The 24,844-nt window shown below is 71.0% G+C and carries 24 protein-coding genes and 1 tRNA gene; 18 read left to right on the top strand and 7 right to left on the bottom strand.

The genetic code is table 11. The features are described 5' to 3' along the window. Window positions 1–10: 10 nt before the first annotated feature. A tRNA-Arg gene (locus tag J5V96_RS06805) sits at window positions 11–83 on the top strand. Between the two features lie 125 nt (window positions 84–208). On the opposite strand, the gene J5V96_RS06800 is transcribed toward J5V96_RS06805, so the two are convergent. The 4 genes from J5V96_RS06800 to J5V96_RS06785 all read right to left on the bottom strand — a co-directional run bounded on the left by J5V96_RS06800 (window position 209) and on the right by J5V96_RS06785 (window position 4,255). Then, window positions 209–1,663, bottom strand: a complete 1,455-nt coding sequence (locus tag J5V96_RS06800; RefSeq protein ID WP_208501992.1) for a serine/threonine-protein kinase — start codon at window positions 1,661–1,663, stop codon at window positions 209–211. Window positions 1,664–1,746: 83 nt separating this feature from the next. Beyond that, complete coding sequence (locus tag J5V96_RS06795) at window positions 1,747–2,586, bottom strand: CPBP family intramembrane glutamic endopeptidase (protein WP_208502431.1); 840 nt, start codon at window positions 2,584–2,586, stop codon at window positions 1,747–1,749. A gap of 38 nt (window positions 2,587–2,624) precedes the next feature. After that, on the bottom strand, window positions 2,625–3,407 hold the full coding sequence (gene trmB, locus J5V96_RS06790; protein WP_208501990.1) for a tRNA (guanosine(46)-N7)-methyltransferase TrmB: 783 nt from the start codon (window positions 3,405–3,407) through the stop codon (window positions 2,625–2,627). 14 nt (window positions 3,408–3,421) lie between these two features. Further along, window positions 3,422–4,255 (bottom strand): DUF3097 domain-containing protein, encoded by an 834-nt coding sequence (locus tag J5V96_RS06785; RefSeq protein ID WP_208501988.1) that lies wholly within the window; start codon window positions 4,253–4,255, stop codon window positions 3,422–3,424. A 142-nt stretch (window positions 4,256–4,397) separates the two neighbouring features. Between J5V96_RS06785 and J5V96_RS06780 the strand changes: the two genes are divergently transcribed. The 5 genes from J5V96_RS06780 to J5V96_RS06760 all read left to right on the top strand — a co-directional run bounded on the left by J5V96_RS06780 (window position 4,398) and on the right by J5V96_RS06760 (window position 10,557). Continuing rightward, window positions 4,398–6,407: a TPM domain-containing protein gene (locus tag J5V96_RS06780; RefSeq protein ID WP_208501986.1), complete on the top strand. Its 2,010-nt coding sequence runs from the start codon at window positions 4,398–4,400 to the stop codon at window positions 6,405–6,407. Beyond that, complete coding sequence (locus J5V96_RS06775) at window positions 6,407–8,338, top strand: TPM domain-containing protein (RefSeq protein WP_208501984.1); 1,932 nt, start codon at window positions 6,407–6,409, stop codon at window positions 8,336–8,338. Before J5V96_RS06780 ends, J5V96_RS06775 begins: the two co-directional genes overlap by 1 nt. A gap of 56 nt (window positions 8,339–8,394) precedes the next feature. Further along, complete coding sequence (locus J5V96_RS06770) at window positions 8,395–9,132, top strand: PspA/IM30 family protein (RefSeq protein ID WP_208501982.1); 738 nt, start codon at window positions 8,395–8,397, stop codon at window positions 9,130–9,132. Between the two features lie 106 nt (window positions 9,133–9,238). After that, entirely contained in the window at window positions 9,239–10,063 is an 825-nt protein-coding gene (locus J5V96_RS06765; RefSeq protein WP_208501980.1) for an arginase family protein, read from the top strand. After that, window positions 10,060–10,557: a Fe-S oxidoreductase gene (locus J5V96_RS06760; RefSeq protein ID WP_236014537.1), complete on the top strand. Its 498-nt coding sequence runs from the start codon at window positions 10,060–10,062 to the stop codon at window positions 10,555–10,557. The genes J5V96_RS06765 and J5V96_RS06760 overlap by 4 nt, the downstream gene beginning before the upstream one ends. 8 nt (window positions 10,558–10,565) lie before the next feature. On the opposite strand, the gene J5V96_RS06755 is transcribed toward J5V96_RS06760, so the two are convergent. Continuing rightward, on the bottom strand, window positions 10,566–11,066 hold the full coding sequence (locus J5V96_RS06755) for an SIP domain-containing protein (RefSeq protein WP_208501978.1): 501 nt from the start codon (window positions 11,064–11,066) through the stop codon (window positions 10,566–10,568). A gap of 62 nt (window positions 11,067–11,128) precedes the next feature. Further along, window positions 11,129–11,593, bottom strand: coding sequence for a carboxymuconolactone decarboxylase family protein (locus J5V96_RS06750; protein ID WP_208501977.1), 465 nt, complete (start codon window positions 11,591–11,593; stop codon window positions 11,129–11,131). A 218-nt stretch (window positions 11,594–11,811) separates the two neighbouring features. On the opposite strand from J5V96_RS06750, the gene J5V96_RS06745 reads away from it, so the two are divergent. The 6 genes from J5V96_RS06745 to J5V96_RS06720 are packed head-to-tail and all read left to right on the top strand — an operon-like array spanning window position 11,812 to window position 17,732. Beyond that, entirely contained in the window at window positions 11,812–12,741 is a 930-nt protein-coding gene (locus tag J5V96_RS06745) for an alpha/beta fold hydrolase (RefSeq protein WP_208501975.1), read from the top strand. A 30-nt stretch (window positions 12,742–12,771) separates the two neighbouring features. Continuing rightward, on the top strand, window positions 12,772–14,292 hold the full coding sequence (locus J5V96_RS06740; protein ID WP_208501973.1) for an ABC transporter substrate-binding protein: 1,521 nt from the start codon (window positions 12,772–12,774) through the stop codon (window positions 14,290–14,292). Between the two features lie 47 nt (window positions 14,293–14,339). Further along, entirely contained in the window at window positions 14,340–15,290 is a 951-nt protein-coding gene (locus J5V96_RS06735; RefSeq protein WP_208501971.1) for an ABC transporter permease, read from the top strand. Next, window positions 15,287–16,180, top strand: coding sequence for an ABC transporter permease (locus J5V96_RS06730; RefSeq protein ID WP_208501969.1), 894 nt, complete (start codon window positions 15,287–15,289; stop codon window positions 16,178–16,180). Before J5V96_RS06735 ends, J5V96_RS06730 begins: the two co-directional genes overlap by 4 nt. Next, entirely contained in the window at window positions 16,177–16,959 is a 783-nt protein-coding gene (locus J5V96_RS06725) for an ABC transporter ATP-binding protein (RefSeq protein ID WP_208501967.1), read from the top strand. The genes J5V96_RS06730 and J5V96_RS06725 overlap by 4 nt, the downstream gene beginning before the upstream one ends. Next, the gene (locus J5V96_RS06720; RefSeq protein WP_208501965.1) at window positions 16,956–17,732 is read left to right on the top strand and encodes an ABC transporter ATP-binding protein; all 777 of its coding nucleotides are present in this window, start codon (window positions 16,956–16,958) and stop codon (window positions 17,730–17,732) included. Before J5V96_RS06725 ends, J5V96_RS06720 begins: the two co-directional genes overlap by 4 nt. Before the next feature lie 11 nt (window positions 17,733–17,743). On the opposite strand, the gene J5V96_RS06715 is transcribed toward J5V96_RS06720, so the two are convergent. Next, window positions 17,744–18,718: an aldo/keto reductase gene (locus J5V96_RS06715; protein ID WP_208501963.1), complete on the bottom strand. Its 975-nt coding sequence runs from the start codon at window positions 18,716–18,718 to the stop codon at window positions 17,744–17,746. A 349-nt stretch (window positions 18,719–19,067) separates the two neighbouring features. Between J5V96_RS06715 and J5V96_RS06710 the strand changes: the two genes are divergently transcribed. The 6 genes from J5V96_RS06710 (at window position 19,068) to J5V96_RS06685 (ending at window position 24,844) form a co-directional block, all read left to right on the top strand. Further along, window positions 19,068–19,841 (top strand): ABC transporter ATP-binding protein, encoded by a 774-nt coding sequence (locus J5V96_RS06710; RefSeq protein WP_208501961.1) that lies wholly within the window; start codon window positions 19,068–19,070, stop codon window positions 19,839–19,841. Continuing rightward, window positions 19,817–21,271: a hypothetical protein gene (locus J5V96_RS06705; RefSeq protein WP_208501959.1), complete on the top strand. Its 1,455-nt coding sequence runs from the start codon at window positions 19,817–19,819 to the stop codon at window positions 21,269–21,271. Before J5V96_RS06710 ends, J5V96_RS06705 begins: the two co-directional genes overlap by 25 nt. 120 nt (window positions 21,272–21,391) lie before the next feature. After that, window positions 21,392–21,592: an AsnC family protein gene (locus J5V96_RS06700; protein WP_208501957.1), complete on the top strand. Its 201-nt coding sequence runs from the start codon at window positions 21,392–21,394 to the stop codon at window positions 21,590–21,592. Further along, a complete protein-coding gene (locus tag J5V96_RS06695) occupies window positions 21,589–23,442 on the top strand; it encodes an ABC transporter ATP-binding protein (protein ID WP_208501955.1) in 1,854 nt (617 codons plus the stop codon). Before J5V96_RS06700 ends, J5V96_RS06695 begins: the two co-directional genes overlap by 4 nt. A 48-nt stretch (window positions 23,443–23,490) precedes the next feature. Further along, complete coding sequence (locus J5V96_RS06690; protein WP_208501954.1) at window positions 23,491–24,051, top strand: dihydrofolate reductase family protein; 561 nt, start codon at window positions 23,491–23,493, stop codon at window positions 24,049–24,051. A gap of 25 nt (window positions 24,052–24,076) precedes the next feature. Next, window positions 24,077–24,844 carry an alpha/beta hydrolase family protein gene (locus J5V96_RS06685; RefSeq protein ID WP_208501952.1) on the top strand — a complete coding sequence of 256 codons (768 nt, stop codon included), beginning with the start codon at window positions 24,077–24,079 and terminating at the stop codon, window positions 24,842–24,844.

Genomic DNA, 24,844 nt, shown 5'->3' with positions numbered 1-24,844 from the left:
GGACCCACATGCGCCCGTAGCTCAGTGGATAGAGCATTGGCTTCCGGTGCCAAGGGTCGGGGGTTCGAATCCCTTCGGGCGCACAGAGCAAGAGAACAACAGAGCAAGAGAAAAGATGAAGGGCCGCACCGATCGGTGCGGCCCTTCTTCGACTCAGTGGCGCCCGAGGCGCGGATGCTCCCGCCGTCCCTTGCGGGTCCGCGCTCGCTCAGCCGCCACCGTGTCCGCGATCCGACTTTCCCGAGCCGGATCCGCTCCCTTTCCCTTTCCCATTCCCGGGGGTCCCATTCCCGTGGGTCTGTGATCCGGACGAGGCGTCTTCGCCTCGTCCGGAAACTCCGTGGCCGCCCTTGTCGTCCTTCGCCGCGGGCGCCTGCACCGCCGGCTGCTGCACCGCGGGGGCGGCGGGCTCGACGACGGCCGTCTGCTGCTCGGCCGGCTGAACGACCGCCGGCTCGACCGTGGTCTCCGCCGTGTCCGCCTCGACGACCGGGGCGACGACGCGCGAGACGGGCGAGACCGACGTGTCTGCGGCGGCCGCCCACACGCCACCGGCGATGAGCGCCGCGGCAGCGCCGCCGACGAGCATCGCGGCGACCGGGCGGCGGCGCCCGCGACGGGCGGCGCGGGTGTGACGACGCGACGTCAGCTCGACCGTGGGCAGCACCTGCGTGCTGTGGCCGACCGCGCTCGCGGGCGCGGGCTCGGGTTCGGGTGCCGGCGTCGGCGCGGCGGCGAAAGCGATCGCCAGCTCCGCCTGGGTGGCCTGCACATCGATGTCGGCCTCGACGAGCCGGGCGGCGCGGTCGGCGACCTCGGCGGCCGACGGCCGCTCGGCGGGATCCGTCGCCGTCATCGCCGTCAGAAGCGAGCGCCAGCCGTACCCGAAGCCCGCGGGCACCTCCGGCGGCGTGTGCAGCCGGGCGATCGCCGCCTCGATGGGGGTGCTCTGCGGGAACGCACGGCGTCCCGTCAGCGACTCGATGAGCACGAGCCCGAGCGCGTAGATGTCGGAGGAGGGCGTGGGCTGTGCGCCGCGCGCCTGCTCGGGCGAGAAGTAGGCGGCGGTGCCGACGGCCATGCCCGGCGTCGTGAGGCGAGCGCTGTCCATGAGGTAGGCGATGCCGAAGTCGGCGAGGGTGGCCTGGAAGCGCCGGCCGTGGCTGGTGCGCATCAGCACGTTCGGCGGCTTGATGTCGCGGTGGATCACGCCGGCGGCGTGCACCGCGGCGAGCGCGTCCCCGAGGTCGACCGCGACATGGGCGACCTCGCGAGGGGCGAGAGGGCCCTTCTCGAGGAGGTCGCCGAGCGTGCCGCCGTCGACGTATTCCATGGCGAGAAAGCCGGATCCGTCCGCGAAGGCGTCGGCGTCGTAGAGGGTGACAAGCGACGGGTGGCTGAGCGAGGCAAGAAGGCGGGTCTCGGCGTCGCGGCGAGCGCGGTCGGTGTGATTTCCGGCCGCGGCGGGGAAGAGCTTCACCGCGACGGTGCGGCCGAGGAGCTCGTCGGTGGCACGGAAGACCCGACTCATCCCGCCGATCCCGACGAGCTCCTGCAGCCGATAGCGGCCTCCCACAAGGCCGCCTACCTCAAGATGACGGGGTCGCGCATCCGGGGTCTGAATCACCCCTGAATCCACCTCGCGGATGCGCATCGTCGTCATGGGTTCAAGCATGCCTGCCACAGCGATTTCCCCCCGGAGGGTTGACAGATGGCAGCGAGTGTGCGACCACCCAGCTCGACCTCTCAGACGAGGAAGAGGCCGTCCAGCACACCCGGATTGTGCGCGTGCACGAGCACCAGGAACACCACCGCATCGAACAGCAGATGCACCGTCACGACGTAGCCGAGCGAGCGGGTGCGCAGGAAGATCATGCCCTGCAGCAGCGCGAACGGAATCGTGAGCAGCGGCCCCCACTCGCGGTAGCCGAGTTCCCAGAGGAAGGAGACGAAGACGATCGCCTGGAGGACGTTGGCGGCGACATCCGGCAGATGACGGCGCAGGGCCGCGAAGACCGTGCAGATGAAGAACAGCTCATCCCAGATGCCGACGGCTCCGACGCCGACGAACAGGCGGGCGATGAGCTCAGGAGTGTCGACCACCGGCCAATTGCGATAGACGCCGCTGGTGATGAAGTAGAACGGCAGGATCGTCCATCCGAGCACGAGCACGGCGACGAGCCATCCCCACTGCAGGCGTCCCCACCGTCCGCCTCCGCGCCAGGGGAAGCGCACCACGTGGTCGCGATAGACGAAGCGCGACAGCACGTACGGCACGGCGACGGCGCCGCCGAGCACGAGGGTGAACAGCGCCATGGATGCGTTGTCCAGGCGCGCGGCCAGAGACATCGAGCTGACGATGCAGAGACCGACCGCGATCAGCGAGAGGTCGCGCGTCAGTCCCGGCCGCCGTGCGAGCCCCGCCGGGTCACGGCGGTCGAGGACCGCGGCGGCGACGAGCCCCGCGGCCAGGAGCGTCCAGCCGACCCACGGCTGCTGCAGCACGAAGAACGCCGGCGCGGCGAGGCACACCAGCAGCGCGGCGGCCAGCACCCGCGGGTCGAGAGGCGGATGCAGGTCGTCCACCGGCGCGTGCGTCCTGGCCACGATCGGTCGGCCCCGGATCAGCGCGCGACGCGACGGTAGGTGAGATCGCGGATCGCGCGGCCCGTGTTCAGGCCCTTGCGCTCGAAGGCGGTCATCACGCGGCCCTCGAACCGCGGCGCCCAGTCCTGCTCGGGATCGTCCGATCCCTCGAACGCGCGCTCGAAGAACGGATCGGCGTCGAGCACCTCGCGCATCTGCAGCGCGTAGTCCTCCCAGTCGGTCGCCAGGCGCAGCAGTCCCCCGTCACGCAGTGCGCGCCCGGCGATCTCGCCGAAGCCCTCCTTCACGAGGCGACGCTTGTTGTGACGGGCCTTGTGCCACGGGTCGGGGAAGAACACCCACACCTCCGAGGCGGCGCCCTCGGGCAGCAGCGTCTCGAGCACCTCGGGCGCGTTCGCCTCGACCAGACGCAGGTTCTTCGCGCCAGCACGGTCGGCGTCGAGCATCGTGCGGGCGAGCCCCGCACGGAACACCTCGACGGCGAGGTAGTCGTTGTGCGGGTGGGCCGCAGCGGCCGACACGATGGCGTGCCCCTGACCGGATCCGATCTCCACGGTCAGCGGAGCCTCGCGGCCGTAGACCTCGGACGGCACCAGGCGGGCCTGCGGATGCACGGATGTCGAGGCGACGTCGCGCGGCACGTCGAACGCGTAGAACGGGGCGAGTTCGGTCCATGCGCGCTCCTGCGCGTCGGACATCCTGCCGCTGCGGCGCACGAACGAGACGGGCTGCTTGCGGAAGGTCGACTCGTCCTCGGCCGGATCGCCGGCGGGTGCGTCCACGGAAAGCTCTTCGGGCATCCGGCAAGCGTATTTCAGGGAGCTGTGACGAAGTCGATGAGCTCCTCGACACGGCCGAGCAGCGTCGGCTCGATGTCACGGAAGGTCGTCACCTTCGACAGGATGTGCTGCCACGCCCGCGCGGTGTCGGCCTGCTCGGCGTACGGCCATCCGAGACGCCGGCAGACGCCCTTCTTCCAGTCCTCGCCCTTGGGCACCTCGGGCCAGGCGGGGATGCCCACCGAGGCGGGCTTCACGCACTGCCACACGTCGATGAACGGATGCCCGACGATGCGCATGTGCGGCCCGTGCGGGCTCTGCTCGATCGCGCGCGCGATGCGCTGCTCCTTCGAGCCGGGCACAAGATGATCCACGAGCACGCCGTATCGGCGCCCCGGTCCGGGCGGCTCATCGCGCAGCAGGTCGGGCAGCTTGTCGACGCCCTCGAGAAACTCGACGGCCACACCCTCGACGCGCAGGTCGGCGCCCCACACCTTCTCGACGAGCTCGGCATCGTGCTTTCCCTCGACGAGGATGCGGTGCGGCAGCGCGACGCGGGCACGCTGATCCGGAGCCGCGAACGATCCGGATGCGGTGCGGCGCCGTCCCTGCGGCTGCGCCTGAGGCACCACCAGCTCGATGGGCTCGCCGTCGATCAGGAAGCCGCGCCCCAGGGGGAACAGGCGCCGGCGCCCCTTGCCGTCCTCCAGCTCCACCGTGCCGCCCTCGCGGCGGGTGATCGCGCCGCAGAAGCCGTCGCCCGCCACCTCGACCACGAGGTCGATCTCGGCGGGCACCTTCGGCACCGCCTTCGCGCCGCGGCTCTGCCAGCCGGCAGCCAGCACATCGGATCCGTATCGATCGTCCACCCCGAAAGCCTAGGTTCTCTCTGTGCGCGGACCGCTTTTCGCAGGGGGCGAACTGCCCTATGGCACATGCCGCGCGGTGCATAGGATCGCACCTGAGACCGTCCGACGCCGTGACGGGATCCAGGATCGGATGGGGGTCGCGATGCGAGCACGGAGAACAACGACGTGGCGCGCGATCGCGGCGCTGGGTCTGGTCGCCGCCTCGATGTGGGCGGGCGCGCCCGCGCTCGCCGCCGAGCCGGTGCAGTTCGGCTCGGGCTTCGTCACCGACGTGTCCGATGTGCTCACCGACGCGCAGGAGGCCGACGCGAACGCCCGGCTCCAGGAGCTCTTCGACTCGTCCGAGGCCGATCTGTGGGTCGTGTTCGTCGACACGTTCGAGAACCCGACCGACCGGGTGGCCTGGGCCGATGAGACGGCCGTGCTGAACGGGCTCGGCGGCGACCAGTATCTGCTCGCCGTCGCCACCGAGGGGCGGCAGTTCGCCCTCTCCTCGCCTGAGGGCGGCCCGGTCTCCGAGAGCCGCCGCGCCCAGATCGAGGACTCCCTCATGCCCTACCTCTCGCAGGACGACTGGGCGGGCGCGATCGACGCCGCAGCCGACGGCTTCGCAGGCGGCGGCGGATCGGCTCTGCCGTGGGTCCTCGGCGGCGTGGTGGTCGTCGGGGGCGGCGCGGGCATCGCGTACGCGATGTCGCGGCGACGCAGGGGCCAGGCCGGCGCAGCGGGCGCGGATGGTGCGACCGTCGAGCCCGACATCAGCACCGAGGAGCTCTCGCGCCGCGCCTCCTCCGCGCTGGTCGCCACGGACGACGCCGTGCGCGCGAGCGAGCAGGAGCTCGGCTTCGCGGTAGCCGAGTTCGGCGAGGAGCCCACGGGCGAGTTCTCGAACTCCCTGCAGGAGGCCAAGGCGCACCTCACTCAGGCTTTCGAGCTCAAGCAGCGACTCGACGACCACGAGAAGGACACCGAGCAGGATCAGCGTGTCTGGAACGCGGAGATCATCCGTCTGTGCGAAGAGGCGAACGACATCCTCGAGCAGAAGGCCGCGGCCTTCGCCGAACTGCGCCACATCGAGCGGGATGCGCCCGCCGCTCTCGGCGAGGCCCAGCGCCGCCGCGCAGCCGCCGCCGAGCGTCCCGCGCGTGTGGCCGCCGCGCTCGACGCGCTGCAGCAGCACTACGCGGCTGAGGAGATCTCGGTCGTCGCCGACAATCCGGCTCAGGTCGAGGCGCGCCTCGCCTTCGTCGACGAGCAGCTGGCGACGGCGCAGACGGCGGTCGGCGCAGGAGACGGCGCGGCGGCGGCGGTCTCCATCCGCGCGGCAGAGCAGGCCATCGCGCAGTCAGCCGAGCTGGAGAAGGCGGTGATCGACCTCGGTCAGGCGCTGGGGGCCGCCGAGCGCCAGGCCTCCGCGCTGGTCGCCGAGCTCGAGCAGGACCTCGCTCAGGCGCGCGCGCTCCCCTCGGCGCCCGATATCACCGCCACGATCTCGGCGACCGAGCAGGCCATCGCGCAGGCGAAGCAGAATCTCGGCGGCGCGGCACGCAGCCCGAAGACGCTGCTGGCGGCCCTCGAACAGGCCAACGCCCGCATCGACGGCGTGGTGGGCAACGCCCAGCGCGCCCTGCAGATGCTCGGCCAGACCCTGCTGCAGGCACGCAGCCAGGTCACGGGCGCGGAGGAGTACATCGCTTCCCGACGCGGCGCGGTCGGCGCCCCGGCCCGCACCCGCCTCGCCGAGGCGGGCGCCGAGCTGTCGCGCGCGGAGTCGCTGCAGCAGACCGACCCCGGTCAGTCGCTCCAGCGCGCGCAGCGAGCGCTCCAGCTCGCGTCGGAAGCCATCCGGCTCGCGCAGGCCGACGTGCAGTCCTCTGAATGGGGCGGCGGCATGGGCGGAGGCTTTGGCGGCGGAGGCTTCGGCGGCGGCATGCGCGGCGGCGGCGGCATGGTCGACGGTCTCGTGGGCGGCATCATCGGCGGCCTGATCGCGGGCGGCGGATCGCGACGCGGCAGCTCGGGCTGGGGCGGTGGTCTCGGCGGCGGCTTCGGCGGCGGCATCTCACGCGGCGGCGGCTTCGGCGGCGGCATCTCTCGGGGCGGCGGCTTCGGCGGCGGACGCAGCGGACGGCGCAGCGGCGGTCGCTTCTGATGCGGCCCGCGGTGTCGCTCGGCGCGACGGTGCTCGCGGCCGTGCTCTCGCTCGCCCCGCTCTCGATCGCGCGCGCCAGCGAGCCGGTCGAACTCGGAGCCGGCTACCTGCTCGACGAGTCGGATGTGCTGACGGATGCACAGGAGGAGCGGCTCGAAGCGAAGCTGGCCGCCCTCGCCGACAAGAGCGACCGCCCGGAGCTCTATGTGGTGTTCGTCGAGAACTTCGAGAGCCCGTCCAACGCCGGCGACTGGGCCGCTCGCACCGCCACGCTGAACAACCTCGCGCCGGATCAGCACCTGCTCGCGATCGCGACCGAGGGCCGCAGCCTCGCCCTGAGCTTCCACACCGACAGCGACCTCTCGCTGCAGCGTGTGCAGGAGATCGAGGAGGGCCTCGGATCCGGGTACCTCGCAGACGACGACTGGGCCGGCGGGGTGGAATACGTCGCCGACGAGTTCGACGAGGTGCCGCTGCCCTGGTGGGTCTGGGTGCTCGGTGTGCTGGTGCTGGCGGCGCTCATCTGGGTGGTGACCCAGCTCGTGCTGCGCGCTCGCCGGCGGGCGGCCAGGGCGGCCGAGCTGCGCACCCTCGAGGGGCAGAAGAAGCGCGCCGCGGTCACGCTGGTGCGCGCCGATGAGGCCCTGCGCACGAGCGAGCAGGAGCTGGGCTTCGTCACGGCCGAGTTCGGCGACGCGGCGACCTCCGAGTACCAGGCGGTGCTCACCGAGGGCCGCGCGAAGCTGAGCCGCGCGTTCGAGCTGCAGACGCTGCTCCAGGACGTCACGGAGGACTCCACCGCCGAGTCGCGCTCCTGGACCGACGAGATCCTGCGCCTCTGCGGACAGGTGGATCGCGCGCTGGACGAGCGCCGGCGCCGGCTCGCCGAGCTGCGGGGCGTCGCGAAGGACGCGGCCGCCACGCTCGAGCGGCTCACGATGGCCCGTACGGAGGCGGATGCGCTCGTGCGCGCCGCCGAGACGCACCTCCAGACCCTGGGCAGCACGGTGGCACCCGACCGTCTCGCCGGCATCGGCGACGACCCCGACGAGATGCGCGAGCGTCTCGCGCACGCCGACGAATGGCTCGCCCGGCTGAGGGACGCCGCGGGCCGCCGCAGCGCGAACGAGATCACCACGGCCGTTCGCGAGATCGAACGCGACCTCGCCGAGGTCACGCAGCTGCACAGCGCCGTGGCGGGCTTCGCGCTCGCCGAGACCCCCGCGGCCGTCGCGACCCCCGCCGAGGCAAGCGGGCCGCCGCTGCCGTCGTTCGCCCGCACCACGATCGAGGCGACGGGCGACCGCGAGATCGACCGCGTCGCGGCCGCGCTGCGGGTCGCCGAGAACTCCGTGAGCGCCCGCGCAGGCCGGGTCACCGCGGGCGTGCTGGCGAAGCTCAGCTCCGCGCAGAACGAGCTCGCGCTCGCGCGCACGGCCGACGATCCCGAGACGAAGTCGGCGCACGTCCGGGCCGCCCTGGCCATGGCCGAGCAGGTGCAGGGTTCGCTCGGCGAGCGTTCGACCGCGCGCATCGCGGCTCACGGAGGCGACGACGGGGCGCGCCGCGACGGATCCTGGGCCCGCCCGCCGCGGCCCTCGTTGAGCTCCCTGCGCTCCTCGCGCGCCGCCGACGGGGACGACATGGGGGCGAAGGCGGGCGTCGGCGCCGTTGTGGGAGGCGTGATGGGCGTGCTGCTCGGGGCGAACGCCGCCGGGGGCGCGGGAGCCATCGGGGGCCTCCTGCTCGGTCTCGTCTTCGGCGCCCTCACCGGTGCCTTCGGCGGCGAAGGCGGTGGATCATCCGGATCGTCCTCGGGCTGGGGCGGCTCCTCGTCGCGATCGCGTTCCCGATCCTGGTCCGGCGGGTCGTCGCGCTCGTCGTCCCGCAGCTCCGGCAGGCACTCGTCCTCCGGTGGCCGTCGCTTCTAGACTCACCACTAGGCCCCCTTTCCATACGTTGTAACCACGCCGACGAAAGGCAAACCATGGCAAAGCAGTCCATCTTCGGGCGCATCTCGACACTCATGAAGGCGAACATCAACGCTCTCCTCGACCAGGCCGAGGACCCGGAGAAGATGCTCGACCAGCTGGTGCGCGATTACACCAACAACATCGCGGACGCCGAGGCCGCGATCGCCGAGACCATCGGCAACCTGCGCCTGCTCGAGCGCGACCACGCCGAGGACAAGCAGGCGGCGACGGAGTGGGGCAACAAGGCGATCGCCGCCAGCCGCAAGGCCGACGAGCTGCGCGCATCGGGCGACGCGGTCGACGCCGACAAGTTCGACAACCTCGCCAAGGTCGCCCTGCAGCGCCAGATCTCGGCCGAGAACGAGGTCAAGACCACGGCCCCGCAGCTGGCCGCTCAGAACGAGGTCGTCGAGAAGCTCAAGAGCGGGCTCAACGGCATGAAGTTCAAGCTCGAGGAGCTCCGGGCCAAGCGCAGTGAGCTGCTCGCGCGTCAGAAGACGGCCGAGGCCCAGACCAAGGTGCACGACGCGGTCAAGTCGATCAACGTGATGGACCCGACCAGCGACCTCGGCCGCTTCGAGGAGAAGGTGCGTCGCGTCGAGGCCCGCGCCGCGGGTCAGCAGGAGCTCGCCGCTTCCTCGCTCGACGCGCAGTTCGAGAGCCTCGACGACCTCGGCGAGCTCACCGAGGTCGAGGCCCGTCTCGCGGCCCTCAAGGCAGGTGGCCAGCCCCAGGGCCAGCTCGGATCCTGAGCCGTCCCGATCGCGACGCCCGTTCCCTCCGGGGAGCGGGCGTCGCGTCGTTCGCGGCCCGCGGATCTTCCACCGCCCGATGCCGATCCGGGGCAGGATGAGAGCTATGGCTCGGTTCGTAGTGGTGCCGCAATGGCAGGGTTCGCCGTCGTCGCGCGCGATGGCGCATGTCGACGGGGCCGAGGCGATCGCGGGCGATCTGCCACGGTCGGCGTGCACCTTCGTCGACGTGCCGCTGGAGGCGGGCGAGCAGCTGGGCACCGGGGTGCAGCGGGCGAGCGCGCTGCTGCGCACGCGCATCGCGCTGTCCACCGCGCTCGCCGACGTCGAGCCGCCAGCGATCGTCATCGGCGGCGACTGCTCGGTGTCGGTGGGAGCGATCGGCCACGTGGCGGAGGCGGGAGAGGGCCCGCTCGCAGTGCTCTGGTTCGACGCGCACGCCGACCTGCACACCCCCGAGACCTCCCCATCCGGCGCGCTTGCCGGCATGGCGCTGCGCTCGGTGCTGGGTGAGGGTGCCGAGGGCCTCTCGCTCGCCACGGGCGCGGTGGATCCCGCGCACGTGGTGCTGGCCGGTGTGCGCATGCTCGACCCCGAGGAGGACGAGCACCTGGCGGCCTCCTCCCTGACCACACTCGCACCGTCCGATCTGGTCGACCCGCAGGCGCTGGCCGAGGCCGTCGCGGCCACGGGCGCGCGCCGCGTGTACATCCACGTCGACCTCGACGTGCTGGACCCGGCCGAGATCACGGGCGTCTCGTGGGCCGAGCCGTTCGGCCTCACACCCGCCCAGCTCGTCGCCGCGATCGGCGCCGTGCGCGCCCGGGTGCCGCTGGCGGGTGCGACCATCGCGGGCTTCACGCCCCGTACGCCGGCCGCCGCCGTCGAGGATCTCGGCACCATCCTGCGCATCATCGGAGCGCTCGCATGACCGAGGTCGCACACGACCTCGCCTCCCGCCACCCGCATGCCGACCTCGGCTCGCTGCCGGAGACGATCCGCATCCGTGCGGAGCGGGCGCTGCGCACCGGGGATCGGATCGACCGGCTCATCCCGCCCGTCCTGCTCGACTCCCCGATCAGCCTCGTGGGGTTCTGGTGGGGCACCGCCGTCGGATGGCTGTGGGGCTCGCTGTGGAGCACCGGCCGCGTCGAGCGCCGCGCGGGGCTCTGGGTGTTCCGCGGCCTCCCCCGCTGGGCGTTCCCGCGCGGAGGAGTGTGTGTGGGAGGCTGCTTCCTCACCGGCGACACACCGCTCGGAGAGGCCGTGTTGCGGCACGAGGCCGTGCACAAGGCGCAGTGGCGCCGCTACGGCTTCCTTATGCCCCTGCTGTACCTGCTGTCAGGGCGCGACGCGACGCGCAACAGGTTCGAGATCGCCGCGGGGCTCGTCGCCGGCAACTACGTGCGGCGCCGCCCCCGCTGATCGGGGTGTCAGCGGCCGAGAGCCAGGCCGTATCGCTCGGGGGTGCGGATGCGCTCGGGCGCCACACCGAGGTGCTCGACGAGGTGGTCGGCGATGTCGGCCGTGCCCAGGAATCCGCCCAGCAGGTCGATGCGCGTCTCGTCGTCGTCGGCGCAGAGCATCTCATCGGCCCACGCCGTCACCGCGCGCGTGAGCGCGGCACCGGGAGCGCAGGCGCGCCCCGTGCCAGGCGCGCCCGTGCGGGCGGAGCGGTCGAGCCAGGCGACCACCATCCGGGCGGGAGCGGCGACGGGAGAGATCCAGGATGCGTCGGGCACCTCAATGAACACACGACCCGTGGCGCAGATCGGCAGCGTCGCGAGCAGCATCTCGAGATCGACGAGCGAGTGCTCGTCGGCCGTGATGAGGTGCTGTGTGCGCGAGTGACGCGAAGCGCGGCAGGCGCGCGCGCTGTGCGCGGCGGCCTCCGGGGCCGGCGCGCCATCGATGCGGAGCTGAACGGACGTCATGGTCCTTCCAGTGTAGACCCGCGGTGAGGGTTGCCTAACCTTCCTGCGTCATCGCACGACATTCACTGCTGAACCGGAGGCACCGGGTACCGGCCCGCGATGACGACGCGGTTGAAGGCGTTGATCGAGATCGACAGCCAGCTGATCCCGAGGTACTCCTTCTCGCTCAGCACCGCCCCCACGCGGTCATAGACCTCGTCGGAGATGCCGTCGCGATGGATGAAGGTGTGCGCCTCGGCGAGCTCGAGGCCCGCGCGTTCCCGCTCCGAGAACACGCCCGACTCGCGCCAGACCGGCAGCTGCGCGATCTCGTCGACGCCGACGCCCGCGGCGACCGCGCGGTCGACGTGCACCCGCGTGCAGTAGGCGCAGCCGTTGAGCTGCGAGCAGTGCAGAAGGACGAGCTCCTTGAGACGATCGTCGATGCCGTTCGCACGCGCGATCCGGCCCACCTCCCTCGAGAAGGCGTCGAGCGCCTTGTACGCGGTGGGCTCCGACTTCGACAGGTGCACGCGCTCCGAGCTCATGCACACAGCCTACCGATCTCGCGGAGCGCAGAGTCGGGGTCGCGCGCGAAAGGGCCGGGATCAAGATGCCCAACTCATTCGTTTCGTTATGGAAGATCAGCTCAAAGCTATCCGTTGAACTTGGGCACATTGATCCGCGATTTCTCGACGCCGCGCCGCGGGCGTTACAATGGTGACGCGCCGCGCATCCGCCGCGCACACAGCGAAGGCAGGTCGACATGACGGAGAACGAGTTCTCGTTCCTTCCCGGTCAAGCCGCGCGCCTCGGCTCGGAGGCCCCGGGCGCCGCGCGTGTGAATCTAGCGCTCGCCGACGGACGCACCCTGAGCGCCCTCCGCTTCGGCACCGGAACCCCCCGGGTGGTGCTGCTGCACGGGGCGGGTCTGAACGCCCACACGTGGGACACGACCGCGATCGCGCTGTGCGCCGCCGCTCCGGGCGCCTCGGCGCTGGCCCTCGATCTGCCGGGCCACGGCGACTCGTCCTGGCGCGACGACGCCGACTACCGGCCCCGCACGCTCGCGCCCGATGCGATCCGCGCGATCGAGGAATGGGCCGACGCCCCGGTTGTGCTGGTGGGCCAGTCGCTCGGGGGCCTGACGGCCGCCGCCGTCGCCGCCGACCGGCCCGATCTCGTGACGCGCCTGCTGCTGGTCGACATCACGCCGGACGCCGCCGGCGGCGAGGGTTCGGCCGCCCTGCGCCGGTTCTACGAGGTCACCGACTTCGCCACGCGCGACGACGTCACCGACCACGCCCTGTCGTTCGGCCTCGGCGGCTCGCGCGAGGACACGGCCCGGGGCGTCTTCCACAACACCCGCGTGCGAGAGGACGGCCGGGTCGAATGGAAGCACCACTTCGCCCGCCTCGCCGCGCAGGCCCTCCCCTCCGCTGCCACAGCGAACCCGCCGGCGCCGATCGTCGACGGGAGCGGCTGGAGCGACCTGGCGGCCGTCGCCGCGCCGATCACGCTGATCCGGGGCACGCGCGGATTCGTCGACGAGACGGCCGCCGCCGACTTCGCCGCTCGACTGCCGCACGCCACCGTGGTCTCGGTGGATGCGCCCCACAACGTCCAGGAGGTGGCGCCCGTCGAACTGGCGGCGCTGATCTCCGCATCTGCCCGAACTCCTGACTCGAACTTCTGACCCGAACGCATAAACGCACAGAAGGACACCATGCTCACTCTTCCCACCGTCATCCGCCGCACCGCCCTCGCCGCGGTGGCGATCGGCGCGCTCGCGCTCGCGGGCTGCACCTCGGCGCAGTCCGGCGGAGGCGAGACGGCCACCGGCAAGCCCGACCCCGACGCCACGCTGCGCGTGGGCCTCGTGCTCGAGCCCACCAACCTCGACATCCGTCACCAGGCCGGGGCGGCACTCGAGCAGGTGCTGCTGGACAACGTGTACCAGGGCCTGGTGACGCGCACACCGCAGAACGAGATCGCCCCCGCGCTGGCCTCTGAGTGGGAGGTGTCGCCGGACGGCCTCACGTACACCTTCACGCTCGAGGAGGGCGTCACCTTCCACTCGGGCGGAGATCTCACCGCCTCCGACGTGGTCACCTCGCTCGAGACCGCGCGCACCGACAAGACCGTCAACGGCAACGCGCAGCTCTCTCATGTGGTGTCCGTCTCGTCGCCCGAGGAGGGCACCGTTGTGCTCACGCTCGACGAGCCGAACCAGAACCTGCTGTTCTCGCTCACGGGTCCCGCCGGAATCGTGCTCGATGAGGGCGACGACACCGACATGAAGACGGCCGCCAACGGCACGGGCCCCTTCACGCTCGCCAGCTGGACCAAGGGCGACGGCGGCACGCTCGCGCGCAACGCCGACTACTGGGGCGAGAAGGCCGGCGTCGCGAAGGTCGAGCTGGTGTACATCCCCGACAGCACCGCCGGCGTGAACGCCGCGCTCGACGGGAGCGTCGACGTTCTGACGGCCGTGCTGCCCGATCTCGCGCCCCAGCTCGACGGACAGGCGGGCTTCACGCTCGCCCACGGCAAGTCGACCGACAAGGGCACGCTGGCGTTCAACAACGCCAAGGCTCCCCTGGATGACCCGAAGGTGCGCGAGGCGCTGCGCCTCGCCGTCGATCACGACGCGCTCGCCGAGGCCCTCGGCGGGGCCGTGACCCAGTTCGGTCCGATTCCGGCTCTGGACCCGGGGTACGAGGATCTCTCCGAGCTCGTGCCGTTCGACCCGGAGCGCGCCAAGGAGCTGCTGAAGGAAGCCGGTCAGGACGACCTCGAGCTGACCCTCACGATCCCGAGCCACTACAGCACCACGATCCCGACGTTCCTCGTCTCGGCGTACCACGAGGTGGGCGTCGAGCTGAAGGTCGAGACCGTGGAGTTCCCGACGTGGCTCGAGGACGTCTACACCAACCACGACTACGACCTGAGCTTCGTGCTGCACGTCGAGCCGCGCGACTTCGAGAACTTCGCGAACCCCGCCTACTACTTCGGCTACGACAACGCCGAGGTGCAGGAGCTGTACGCCGAGGCCATGGCCACGCTCGACGCCGACGAGTCGGCCGAGCTCCTGGCCCAGGCTGCGCGCATCGTCTCCGAGGATCACGCGGCGGACTGGCTGTACACCGTCGAGCCGATCACGGCCATCGGCGACACGGTGAGCGGTTTTCCGACCGACTCGACCAACTCGCGACTGAACCTGTCGGCCGTCACGGTCGCGGGCTGATCCGGATCCGCCGCCCCACGCCGCACACAGGACCGTAGTCTCTCCCCATGATCCGCTATGTCGCGACGCGGCTGATCCTGCTCGCGGTGGGCCTGCTCGTCGCGAGCGCGGTGATCTTCGCGGTGCTGCGAGTGCTGCCCGGCGACGTCGCTCAGCTCATCGCGGGCACCGAGAGCTCTCCCGAGGCCGTCGCCGGCATCCGGGAGAGGCTCGGGCTCGATGAGCCCCTCCTCGCGCAGTACCTGTCGTGGATCGGAGGGGTGCTGCGCGGAGACCTCGGATCGTCGCTGCTGACGGGCGCGCCGGTCGCCGACCAGCTCTGGGCGAAGGCGCAGATCACCGTGCCCCTGGGGCTGCTCGCCATGCTGGTGGCCCTGCTCATCGCGGTGCCGTTCGGCGTGCTGTCCGCCCTGCGCCGCGGGCGCGCAGACGGCACGGCGATCTCCGTGGTGGCGCAGGGCCTCGCCGCGGTGCCCGCGGTGTGGGCGGGACTGATGCTGATCGTGGTGTTCGCGGTGATGCTGGGCTGGTTTCCGGCGCAGGGCTTCCCCCGCACCGGCTGGTCGACCCCGGATCTCGCGCTGCGTTCGCTGATCCTCCCCGCGGTCACGATCGGCGTCATCGAGGGGGCGATGCTCCTGCGGTTCGTACGCAGCGCGACGCTGCTGGCCGCCGGCCAGGATTTCGTTCGCACGGGCGCCGCCAAGGGCCTCACGCGCACGCAGGCCCTCCTGCGTCACGGCCTGCCCTCGGTCGGACTCTCGATCGTGACCGTGCTGGGCCTGCAGGTCGCCGGCATCCTCGTCGGCGCGGTCGTCATCGAGCTCGTCTTCAACCTGCCGGGGATCGGCCGCATGCTCGCGACCGATGTCGGATCACGCGACCTCACGATGGTGCAGGGAGAACTGCTGGTGCTCACCGGATTCGTGCTGCTGATCGGCTTCGTCGTCGACCTCGTGCATCACGCGATCGACCCCCGCCAGCGGGAGGCGACATGACCGGCGCCCTCCGCAGAACCGCGCGGCACCTGTGGCGCCTCGCGACGGGCCGCTTCGGCCTGATCGTGCTCGGCGCGATCGCGCTGATGGCGCTGACCTCGCTCGTCTGGACGCCCTTCGATCCGAAGACGGTCGACATCGCGGCGCGCTGGGGAGGGCCGGGCTGGCCGCACCTGCTCGGCACCGACGGCACGGGCCGCGACATCCTGAGCCTGCTGATGGCCGGCGCCCGCACGACCCTGCTCGTCGCGATCGGCGCGGGGCTCGTGGCGACCGCGGTCGGCGTGCTGCTGGCCTCGGTCGGTGCACTCACGCCCCGGTGGACGCGCGAGGCGGTGGCGGTCGTCATCGACATCCTCATCGCGTTCCCCGTGCTGCTGATCGCGATGATGATCTCGGCGGTCTGGGGCGGATCGCTCTGGGTCGTCGTCTGGTCGGTCGGCATCGGGTTCGGCGTCTCGATCGCACGCGTCACGCGCCCCGAGCTGCGCCGGGTGCGGGGCGCCGATTACGTTCTCGCGGGGCGCGCCGCGGGCCTGACCCCGCTGCAGAACCTGCGCGTGCACCTGCTGCCGAACGTGGCGCCCGTGTTCATCGTGCAGCTGTCCTGGTCGATGGCGGTCGCGGTGCTCGCCGAGACCGGCCTGTCGTACCTCGGCTTCGGCGCCGCGGTGACCGAGCCGTCCTGGGGGCTCCTGCTGAGCGAGCTGCAGAAGTACCTGCAGATCCATCCGCTGTCCGTGGTGTGGCCGGGCCTCGCGATCACGCTCACGGTGCTCGCCCTGAACCTGCTCGGCGATGCCCTCCGCGAGGCGACGGATCCGACCCTGCAGGGCCGCACGCACGGCCCGAAGGCCATCGCCCACACCACCCCGGGAGTGGTCGCATGACGCTCGAGGTGCGCGACCTCGTCATCGAGATCGGCGACCGGCGCGTCGTCGACGGCGTCTCGTTCTCAGTGCCCGACGGCGCGCGCATCGGCCTGATCGGCGAGTCCGGCTCGGGGAAGTCGCTGACCGCGCTCGCGATCCTGGGGCTGCTCCCCCAGGGGGCGACCGCGCGGGGCTCGATCCGGTGGAACGGCCGCGAGCTCATCGGCCTGCGCGACCGCGACCTCGCCGCCCTGCGCGGCGACGAGATCGGCATGGTCTTCCAGGAGCCGCAGACCGCGCTCAACCCGATCCGCACCGTGGGACGACAGATCGCCGAATCGGTGCGGATCCATCACCGCGTCACCCGCGCACAGGCGCGCGAGACCGCGATCGACGAGGCCCGCCGCGTGATGCTGCCCGATCCCGAGGGCATCGTGAAGCGCTACCCGCACCAGCTCTCGGGCGGGCAGCGGCAGCGCGTGGCGATCGCGATGGCCCTCGCGTGCGAGCCGCGGCTGCTCATCGCCGATGAGCCCACCACGGCGCTCGACGTCACGATCCAGGCCGAGATCCTGCAGCTGCTGCTCCATCTTGTGTCCGACAGCGGCATGTCGCTGGTCTTCATCACCCACGACCTCGCCGTGCTGTCGCAGGTGGCCACCCACGGTGTGGTGCTCGAGGACGGCAAGGTGGTGGAATCCGGCGAGGTATCGCAGCTGCTCACCGCCCCCGCGCATCCCGTGACCCGGGGACTGCTGCGCGACGCCACCGCCACGCTCTGGAGGCCCGGCACATGATCACCGCGCACGGCCTCACGCGCCGCTACACGCTGCCCCGCGAGAACCTCTTCGCCCCGCGGCGGGAGACCGTGGCGCTCGCGCCGACCGACATCGAGATCGCGGACGGCGAGGCCGTCGGCATCATCGGCGAGTCCGGATCGGGCAAGTCCACGCTCATCCGCCTGCTGCTCGGTCTCGACCAGCCGAGCGGAGGATCCGTGTCCTTCGACGGGCGAACGGTGGACGCCCGCGCCTCGGCGCGGAGCCTGCACTGGCTCCGCCGCGAGACGGGCATCGTGTTCCAGGATCCCTATGCGTCGCTCGACCCCCGCATGACGATCGAGCGGATCGTGTCCGAGCCCCTCTGGGCGCTGGGCATCGAGGGCGACCACGCGGCCCGGGTGCGCGAGGTGCTGGAGGACGTGGGTCTCGAACCCGAGATGGCCGACCGATACCCGCACGAGTTCTCCGGCGGCCAGCGCCAGCGCATCGCGCTCGCGCGCGCCATCGCCCACCGGCCGAAGGTGCTGATCGGCGACGAGCCGCTCTCCGCCCTCGACGTGACGGTGCGGGCGCAGATCCTGGGCCTGCTCGCGGAGCTGCGCCGACGCGACGGGCTCACGCTGGTCATGGTGTCGCACGACATCGGCGTTGTGCAGTCGCTGTGCGACACCGTCGCGGTGATGAAGGACGGCGAGATCGTCGAGCGCGGCGCCACCGACGACGTGCTGCGCCGCCCGCAGCACCCCTACACGCGGCGCCTGCTCGCGGCCATCCCGACGATCGGCTGACGCCGCCCGGCTCAGACCCGCGCGTCCCGGCGGAGCGCGGCGATCGCGTCGAACACGTCGGGCGCGAGCGGGCCTCGGCGTTCCGCCTCGAGGCAGGCCTCGAGCTCGGCGCGGTTCTTGACGCCCAGCACCACGGTCGCGACATCGGGAGCGGTGAGCGCCCAGCGATGGGCGAGATCCTGGGGCTCCTCGCCGAGCTCGGCCGCCAGCGCCCGGAACCCGGCCGCGCGTGCGAAGTCGCGGGCGACGGTGCTGTCCGCATCGACGGCGCGATCGATGCGGCCCGTGAACGCCCCCGCCCCCACCGCCCGGATGCCGATGACCGCCACACCGGCGTCCGCCGCCGACGCGATCTGCTCCTCCTGCGAGGGCCGCGGCTCGTCGCCCAGCATCCACATGTCGCCGGGCAGGTCGAGCGCGTTGACCACGACCTGCACGGCGTCGGGGCGCTCGCTCGCCGTGAGGGCCGCGTGCACCGCATCGGGATGGCCGCATCCGGTGATGCCCCAGGCGCGGATCGTGCCGGCGTCGCGCAGGCGGACGAGCTCGGGGACGACGAGCTCGGCGCAGCGATCCACGCCGATCATGTTGTGGGAGGGCTCGGTGGCACCGGCGCGGCGCAGCTGGCTGTGCACGAGCAGCAGATCGAGGTGCTCGCGGCCGAGGCGACGCAGGCTCTCGGTGAGGCTCTCTCGGATCCGCTCCACCGGGTCGGCGACCTCGTCGTCGTGCACCTGCACCTTGGTCGTGAGCAGCGGGGCCGCGCCGCTCCAGCCGCGCAGGGCCTCCCCGACCACCACCTCGGCCTCGGAGCCCGTGCCGTAGCTCGGCGCGACATCGAGATGCGTGATGCCGCCGTCGAGCGCGGCGTGCACGGTGGCGATCGCCTCGGCGCGATCGGTCGCGCCCCAGACCCCGCCGATCCCGCCGCCGCCCAGCGTCAGCGCGCTGACGCGGCCCAGGCGTCCGAAAGGTCGAAGCTCCATGGTGATCCTCCTTCGATGCGGGTTGCGATGGATCCACCCTGCCGCTGCGCGGACCGGATGAACAGAGCGATCGAACTGACCTCCGTCGATCTCCCCATGATCATCACGCAGGTGCGTTGTCGAACTTTCCCGCCCACGGCAATCCGCACCTGCCGGTCACTGCCTGATCGGCGTACACCACTCAAAGGCCGCGAAAGCCACGGATGAGGAGGGGGTGCGCCGCATCTCGCGGCCGCCGAGTAAGAGGATCCGGTATTGCTGGTGTGCTGGTCTTCGTTCCGGCCACCGCCGCGCGTTGATCCTTTGGGCGGGCGGTGAGGCAATCACCGCCCGCTCGTTCCTTTCCCCGATGAACGACCGAGGAGCTGATGCGCAGATGATTGCCGTTGAGCACGTATCGAAGTCCTTCGGGCGCAGATACGCGCTCGACGATGTTTCACTTGGCGTGCCCCACGGCGCAGTGACCGGCCTTGCAGGCAGCAACGGCGCAGGGAAGACGACGCTCTTATCGATCATGGCGGGCTTCATCCGCCCCGACTCGGGCGAAGTCCGCTACGAGGGCCGAGAGCTTCGCTCGGCTGACGCACATGTGCTGGGTGTTCAGATCGAGGATTTCCGCTCCTACGACACGCTGTCCGCTCATGCGCTTCTGACGACTTCAGCGATGCTCTACGGGGTATCACGTCGCGAGGCGATGCTTCGGAGTGAAAGCATCTTGACGGTCCTGGGGCTCGAGGCCGATATGCATCGGACCGTCGAGGAGTTCTCTACCGGGATGCGCAAGAAGGTGCATGTCGGCGCGGCTCTGATTCACGCGCCACGCGCAATACTGCTCGATGAGCCGCTCGAGGCGGTTGACCCTCCATCGCAGGTTGTGATCATTGACATCCTGCGCGAGTTCGCGCGTCGCGGAGGAGCTGTCCTTCTCTCGACGCACAACCTCGAGATGATCGAACGCGCGTGTGACAGCTACGTCATTCTCGACAAGGGGAAGATCGTCGCCGAAGGCGCAGTGGACGAGATCTCTCATTCTCGACGGCTGCATCAGATTTTCGCCGAGGCGACGAACGCCCAGAGAGTCTCGTTGAAAGGACTTGGATGGCTCACGCCCTTCTCACGCTGAAGCTCGCGTCGTTGCAGGCCTGGCTCTCGGGCGGTCCCCGAAAGGTGTTTCCTGCACTTGTCTTCCTCGCAGGTGCGACATGGGCCGCATTCGCCTATGTCTTGACTGTGCAAGAGCATGCTCAAAGCCTGCCGTGGACGGGCGCCGCGATCTCCCTGCTGTTCTTCGTCCTGCCGCTGATGGCGCCGGGAGGGCGCACAATGCTGCCGGTGAATCTGCGGCGCTATCGCCTTTCCACGCGCGAGCTCGTCCTCGCAGCAGCAATCGATGCCGCGGTTAGCATTCCCTTCGCCGCTCTTGTGGCGTTCGTGATCGCCATAGCTCTGCAACGTTGGGCGGGCGGTGCCTCAGCTTGGGGCATGGTCGCGGCGGCCGCGGCGTCGTTGCTGTCAGTCGGCGCCCTCTACGTTCTGGGGCGCGTCGCGAGCGCCGCGAGGGCCGGGATCCGCATCGCGACCGGTGCTCTGGCTGCAACGGCGTCCGCTGTGGTGTGGCTCGCCTCTGGTGTGCTCGGTGACCTGTCGCCCGTCACCGATCTGGCCGCACGCACCCTCTCATGGTCCCCGTTTGGCGCTCCATGGTCGGCGATGGGAACTGATCGCGGGCCGCAATTGTGGTCTGCTCTCTTCGCAGCTCTCACGGGCACCCTGGTCACGTCTTGCCTGAGTGTGCTCCTCATCGCCGGCGAGGCCACGCGCTCGCTGGAAGCGCGGGCGCCGGCACGAGGCCTGCGACGCAACGTCATCGGCGATGGGCTCCTGGCCGCGATCATTCTTCGTCAGCGTTCAGCCTGGGTTCACGATGCGCGCGCACCACGCGAGGCGATCGTGAACTTCGCGGTGCTGATCCTGGTAGCTGCCTTCGTGTGGGCTCTTCCCGCCACGCGCTCATCAGCCATAGACGTGCTCGTTTTCGGCGCCATCGCCTTCATCGCCATGGACGCGCATAACTCCATCTCAAGAGATGGCACGAGGTCTTGGCAGGAGATCACCGCGCGGGTCCGAGGCGTGCAGGCTCTGATGGGACGGGCCTTCGCGCCGATGGCCATCGGTGCCGCGCTGGCCGTTGGCTACGCCGTCGTACTCGTCTGCATGAGCGCCGACGGGATCATCTGGCGTCTCGCGTTCGGGTTCACCGTGGCGATATGGACCTCGGCATGCGCGGTGTTCTTCGCGGCCTTTCTGCCCTATGCGTGGGGAGACGAGCACAACGGTGAGCGCCAGCTGCTGCGGGAGGTGGGGACCCAGGCCCTGTTGCTCATCGTCGTGATGATCCCCCTGGCAATACTCGCCACCACGCAGACTGCGGAAACCCATCCGGTGACGATCGTGATCATCGCCGGAGTGGGACTGGTCGCTTCGTTGTGGATCAGCGGCGCGTCCTTGGATCGAAGCCGTGCCCGGCGTTTTCAGCGGATGGTGGTCGCATGAGGCCGCAGCACTCACTAGGAGGATCACCGTGACTGTGACTGAGAGCGCCGCGCGCGCCCTTCGCTGAGGGCGAAGCGGATCCACCCCCGGATCCCCCAGAAGTCAACTAAAGTTGACCGCATGACCGAGACGATCCAGGCGGCCGACGGAGGAGATCCGATCCCCGCGCTCTTCCGCATCGCCGAGCAGCGCCGCGAGCTCAGCCGCGAGGAGGAGGCGCAGGTGCGTCGCGCGCGCGTGCGGGGCTATTCGTGGGAGGCCATCGCCACGGCGCTCGGCATCAGCAAGCAGGCGGCTCACAAGAAGTTCGGCCGAAAATGAGTGACGTGTCCGAGACGCGCTCCCGCCGATCCCCGTTCGCCCGCCCCACGAAGGACGACGGGCCGCGCGCGACCCTGAAGCAGCTGCTGCCGTTCGTCTTCGAGCACAAGCGCACGCTGGTGTGGGTGTCGGTGCTGAGCGTGCTGGCCGCCGTCGCGACGCTCGTGCAGCCGCTGCTGATCGGTCAGGTCATCGAGCGCGTGCAGGCGGGCGAGGCGCTCGGGCTGCTGGTCTGGGCGCTTGTGGGCTTCGTCGTCGTGTCGTCGGCGATCAGCGCCTATCAGCACTTCCTCCTGCAGCGCACCGGCACGGCGGTGGTGCTGTCGAGCCGTCGCCGGCTGATCGCGCGCATCCTCCATCTGCCGATCTCGGAGTTCGACGCCCGGCGCACGGGCGACCTCGTCTCCCGGGTCGGAACCGACACGACCATGCTCTACGCCGTGCTGACGCAGGGGCTCGCCGACAGCGTCGGCGGTGTCCTGATCTTCGTGGGCGCCCTGATCGCGATGCTGCTGATCGATCCGATCCTGCTGTGCGCGATCGTCGGAGTGCTGGGTCTCAGCGTGCTCGCGGTGGTGTCGCTCAGCGGCCGGATGCGCCGGGCGACCGCGCGGCAGCAGACCCTGGTGGGCGAGCTCACGAGCGGCATCGAGCGGGCCATCGGGGCCGTGCGCACGATCCGCGCCGCGGGAGCCACCGCACGCGAGGAGCGGGCGGTCACGACGAAGGCCACGGAGGCGTACGACGCGGGCGTCGAGGTCGCCAAGGCGTCGGCGCTCGTGGTGCCGATCGCGGGCGTCGCGCTGCAGGCGTCGATGCTCGTGGTGCTGGGCGTGGGCGGGATGCGCGTCGCCTCCGGCGCCGTGGCCGTCTCGAGCCTCGTGACCTTCGTGATGTTCCTGCTGCTGCTCGTGATGCCCCTGGGCCAGGCGTTCGGCGCGATCGCGTCGGTGGGCCAGGCGCTCGGCGCGCTCGGGCGCATCCAGGAGGTGCTGGATCTCCCCACGGAGGACGCGCAGGATCAGGGCGCGCGCCCCGTCGCGCCGGTCGCCGGCGCGCCGGCGATCGCCTTCCGCGACGTGCGCTTCCGCTACCCCGAGGCGGCCGTTGCGGCCCGCGCCCAGGCGGAGTCCGAGGCGCACGTGCCGCTCGATGAGACCACCACCACCGACGACGTGCTGCGGGGCGTGACCTTCGAGGTGCCGCGCGGGTCACGCGTCGCGCTCGTGGGGCCCAGCGGCGCCGGCAAGTCGACCATCCTCGCCCTTCTCGAGCGCTTCTACGATCCGACGGCGGGCGTCATCGAGCTCGACGGACAGGATGCCCGCGAGCTGTCGCGCGACGACCTCCGCTCACGGTTCGGGTACGTCGAGCAGGACGCTCCCACACTCGCGGGCACGATCGCCGACAACCTGCGCCTGGCCTCCCCCGACGCTACGGCGGCCGACTGCGAGCGCGTGCTGCGCGCCGTGAACCTCGGCTCGGTCATCGACCGCTCACCGCTCGGGATCGACACCCCGGTCGGAGAGGACGGTGTGATGCTGTCAGGCGGCGAGCGCCAGCGCCTGGCGATCGCCCGAGCGCTGCTGGCGGCGCCGCCGATCCTGCTGCTCGACGAGTCGACGTCGTCGCTCGACGGGCTCAACGAGCAGCTGATGCGCGATGCCATCGACGCGGTCGCCGAGGGGCGCACGCTGATCGTGATCGCGCACCGCCTGTCGACCGTGATCGACAGCGACCGAATCGTCGTTCTCGAGAAGGGCCAGGTCGTGGGGCAGGGCACCCATGGCGAGCTGGTCGCCTCGACCCCGCTCTATCGCGACCTCGCGCGGCACCAGCTGCTCGTCTGACATCTCGCCTCGGCCGCGGATGTCGGTGGCCCGGTGCACACTCGTCGCATGGCGAAGCTCACCTACTACACGGCGGCCACGCTCGATGGCTTCCTCGCTGATCCCGATCACTCGCTCGACTGGCTGATGAGGCAGGATCAGGATCAGTCCGGCCCGCTCAACTACGACGCGTTCGTCGCGGACATCGGCGCGATCGTCATGGGGTCGACCACCTACGAGTGGGTGCGTCGACACTTCCCCGACGAGTGGTTCTACACGATGCCCGCCTGGGTCATGACGACGCGCGAACTCGCGCCCCCGCCGGTGCCGCAGGCCGACGTGCGCTTCCGGTCGGGCGATGTGCGTGCCGTGCACGAGGAGATGGTCGCGGCCGCGGGCGGCAAAGACCTCTGGGTCGTCGGCGGCGGCGAGCTCGCGGGCGCGTTCGCGGATGCCGGGCTGCTCGACGAGGTGATCGTCTACCTCGCGCCGGTCACGCTGGGAGCGGGCGCGGCGATCCTCCCTCGCCGTCTCGACCTGGAGCTGCTCGAGACGGCGCAGAACAAGGACTTCCTCACCGCGCGCTACCGCGTGCTCGGCCCGCTCACGGAGGATCGCGCGACGCAGTGACGGTCAGGACTGCCACGATGGATCCATGACGAGCCAGCCCGTTCAGTTCGCTTCCACGTCCGGTCCTCTGCTCAGCGGGGTGCTCGAGGTGCCGGAGGGGCCGGTGAAGGGATGGGGTGTGTTCAGCCACGGGCTGACGCTCGGCAAGGACAGCCCCGCCGCCTCACGCATCTCGAAGGGCCTCGCCGCGGCCGGCATCGGCATGCTGCGCTTCGACAACCTCGGTCTGGGCGGCTCCGGCGGCGACTGGGCCGACTCGTCGTTCTCGCTGAAGGTCGCCGACACGGTCGCCGCGACCCGCTTCCTCGCCGAGCAGGGCAAGCCGGTGTCGCTGCTCGTGGGCCACTCGTTCGGCGGTGCCGCGGTGCTCGCGGCGGCCGAGCAGTGCCCGGATGTGAGGGCGGTGGCCACCGTCGGCGCCCCGTATGAGCCGCAGCACGCCGAGCACAACTTCCAGGACATCGCCGAGCTCGTGATGGATCAGGGCGAGGCGGAGTGGCGCATCGGCGGCCGCGAGCTGACCCTGCGCAAGGGCTTCATCGACGACCTCCGCGCGACCGACCTCTCCCAGGTCATCGGGCGCCTGCGCACCGCGCTCCTGATCCTGCACGACCCCCAGGACGAGATGGTGCCGATCACCAACGCGCAGGAGATCTTCTTCGAGGCCACGCATCCGCGCAGCTTCGTCGATCTCGAGGGCGCGGGGCACTTCCTCACGGGCAAGGGACAGGCCGCGCGGGCGGCCCGGATCATCGCGGCGTGGGCCGAGAGCTACCTCGCCCCCATCGCCTGA

Origin of the sequence: Microbacterium stercoris (assembly GCF_017592545.1) — a bacterium.
Classification (GTDB): domain Bacteria; phylum Actinomycetota; class Actinomycetes; order Actinomycetales; family Microbacteriaceae; genus Microbacterium; species Microbacterium stercoris.
The sequence above is the reverse complement of the archived record's forward strand: the minus strand, read 5'-3'. Positions and strand labels throughout refer to the sequence as shown.

Excerpts from the sequence above, each read along its gene's own strand:
- J5V96_RS06800 (WP_208501992.1), bottom strand. The coding sequence starts at position 1,663 with ATGACGACGATGCGCATCCGCGAGGTGGATTCAGGGGTGATTCAGACC.
- trmB (WP_208501990.1), bottom strand. The coding sequence starts at position 3,407 with ATGCCCGAAGAGCTTTCCGTGGACGCACCCGCCGGCGATCCGGCCGAG.
- J5V96_RS06780 (WP_208501986.1), top strand. The coding sequence starts at position 4,398 with ATGCGAGCACGGAGAACAACGACGTGGCGCGCGATCGCGGCGCTGGGT.
- J5V96_RS06775 (WP_208501984.1), top strand. The coding sequence starts at position 6,407 with ATGCGGCCCGCGGTGTCGCTCGGCGCGACGGTGCTCGCGGCCGTGCTC.
- J5V96_RS06770 (WP_208501982.1), top strand. The coding sequence starts at position 8,395 with ATGGCAAAGCAGTCCATCTTCGGGCGCATCTCGACACTCATGAAGGCG.
- J5V96_RS06765 (WP_208501980.1), top strand. The coding sequence starts at position 9,239 with ATGGCTCGGTTCGTAGTGGTGCCGCAATGGCAGGGTTCGCCGTCGTCG.
- J5V96_RS06760 (WP_236014537.1), top strand. The coding sequence starts at position 10,060 with ATGACCGAGGTCGCACACGACCTCGCCTCCCGCCACCCGCATGCCGAC.
- J5V96_RS06755 (WP_208501978.1), bottom strand. The coding sequence starts at position 11,066 with ATGACGTCCGTTCAGCTCCGCATCGATGGCGCGCCGGCCCCGGAGGCC.
- J5V96_RS06750 (WP_208501977.1), bottom strand. The coding sequence starts at position 11,593 with ATGAGCTCGGAGCGCGTGCACCTGTCGAAGTCGGAGCCCACCGCGTAC.
- J5V96_RS06745 (WP_208501975.1), top strand. The coding sequence starts at position 11,812 with ATGACGGAGAACGAGTTCTCGTTCCTTCCCGGTCAAGCCGCGCGCCTC.
- J5V96_RS06740 (WP_208501973.1), top strand. The coding sequence starts at position 12,772 with ATGCTCACTCTTCCCACCGTCATCCGCCGCACCGCCCTCGCCGCGGTG.
- J5V96_RS06735 (WP_208501971.1), top strand. The coding sequence starts at position 14,340 with ATGATCCGCTATGTCGCGACGCGGCTGATCCTGCTCGCGGTGGGCCTG.
- J5V96_RS06730 (WP_208501969.1), top strand. The coding sequence starts at position 15,287 with ATGACCGGCGCCCTCCGCAGAACCGCGCGGCACCTGTGGCGCCTCGCG.
- J5V96_RS06725 (WP_208501967.1), top strand. The coding sequence starts at position 16,177 with ATGACGCTCGAGGTGCGCGACCTCGTCATCGAGATCGGCGACCGGCGC.
- J5V96_RS06720 (WP_208501965.1), top strand. The coding sequence starts at position 16,956 with ATGATCACCGCGCACGGCCTCACGCGCCGCTACACGCTGCCCCGCGAG.
- J5V96_RS06715 (WP_208501963.1), bottom strand. The coding sequence starts at position 18,718 with ATGGAGCTTCGACCTTTCGGACGCCTGGGCCGCGTCAGCGCGCTGACG.
- J5V96_RS06710 (WP_208501961.1), top strand. The coding sequence starts at position 19,068 with ATGAACGACCGAGGAGCTGATGCGCAGATGATTGCCGTTGAGCACGTA.
- J5V96_RS06705 (WP_208501959.1), top strand. The coding sequence starts at position 19,817 with ATGGCTCACGCCCTTCTCACGCTGAAGCTCGCGTCGTTGCAGGCCTGG.
- J5V96_RS06700 (WP_208501957.1), top strand. The coding sequence starts at position 21,392 with ATGACCGAGACGATCCAGGCGGCCGACGGAGGAGATCCGATCCCCGCG.
- J5V96_RS06695 (WP_208501955.1), top strand. The coding sequence starts at position 21,589 with ATGAGTGACGTGTCCGAGACGCGCTCCCGCCGATCCCCGTTCGCCCGC.
- J5V96_RS06690 (WP_208501954.1), top strand. The coding sequence starts at position 23,491 with ATGGCGAAGCTCACCTACTACACGGCGGCCACGCTCGATGGCTTCCTC.
- J5V96_RS06685 (WP_208501952.1), top strand. The coding sequence starts at position 24,077 with ATGACGAGCCAGCCCGTTCAGTTCGCTTCCACGTCCGGTCCTCTGCTC.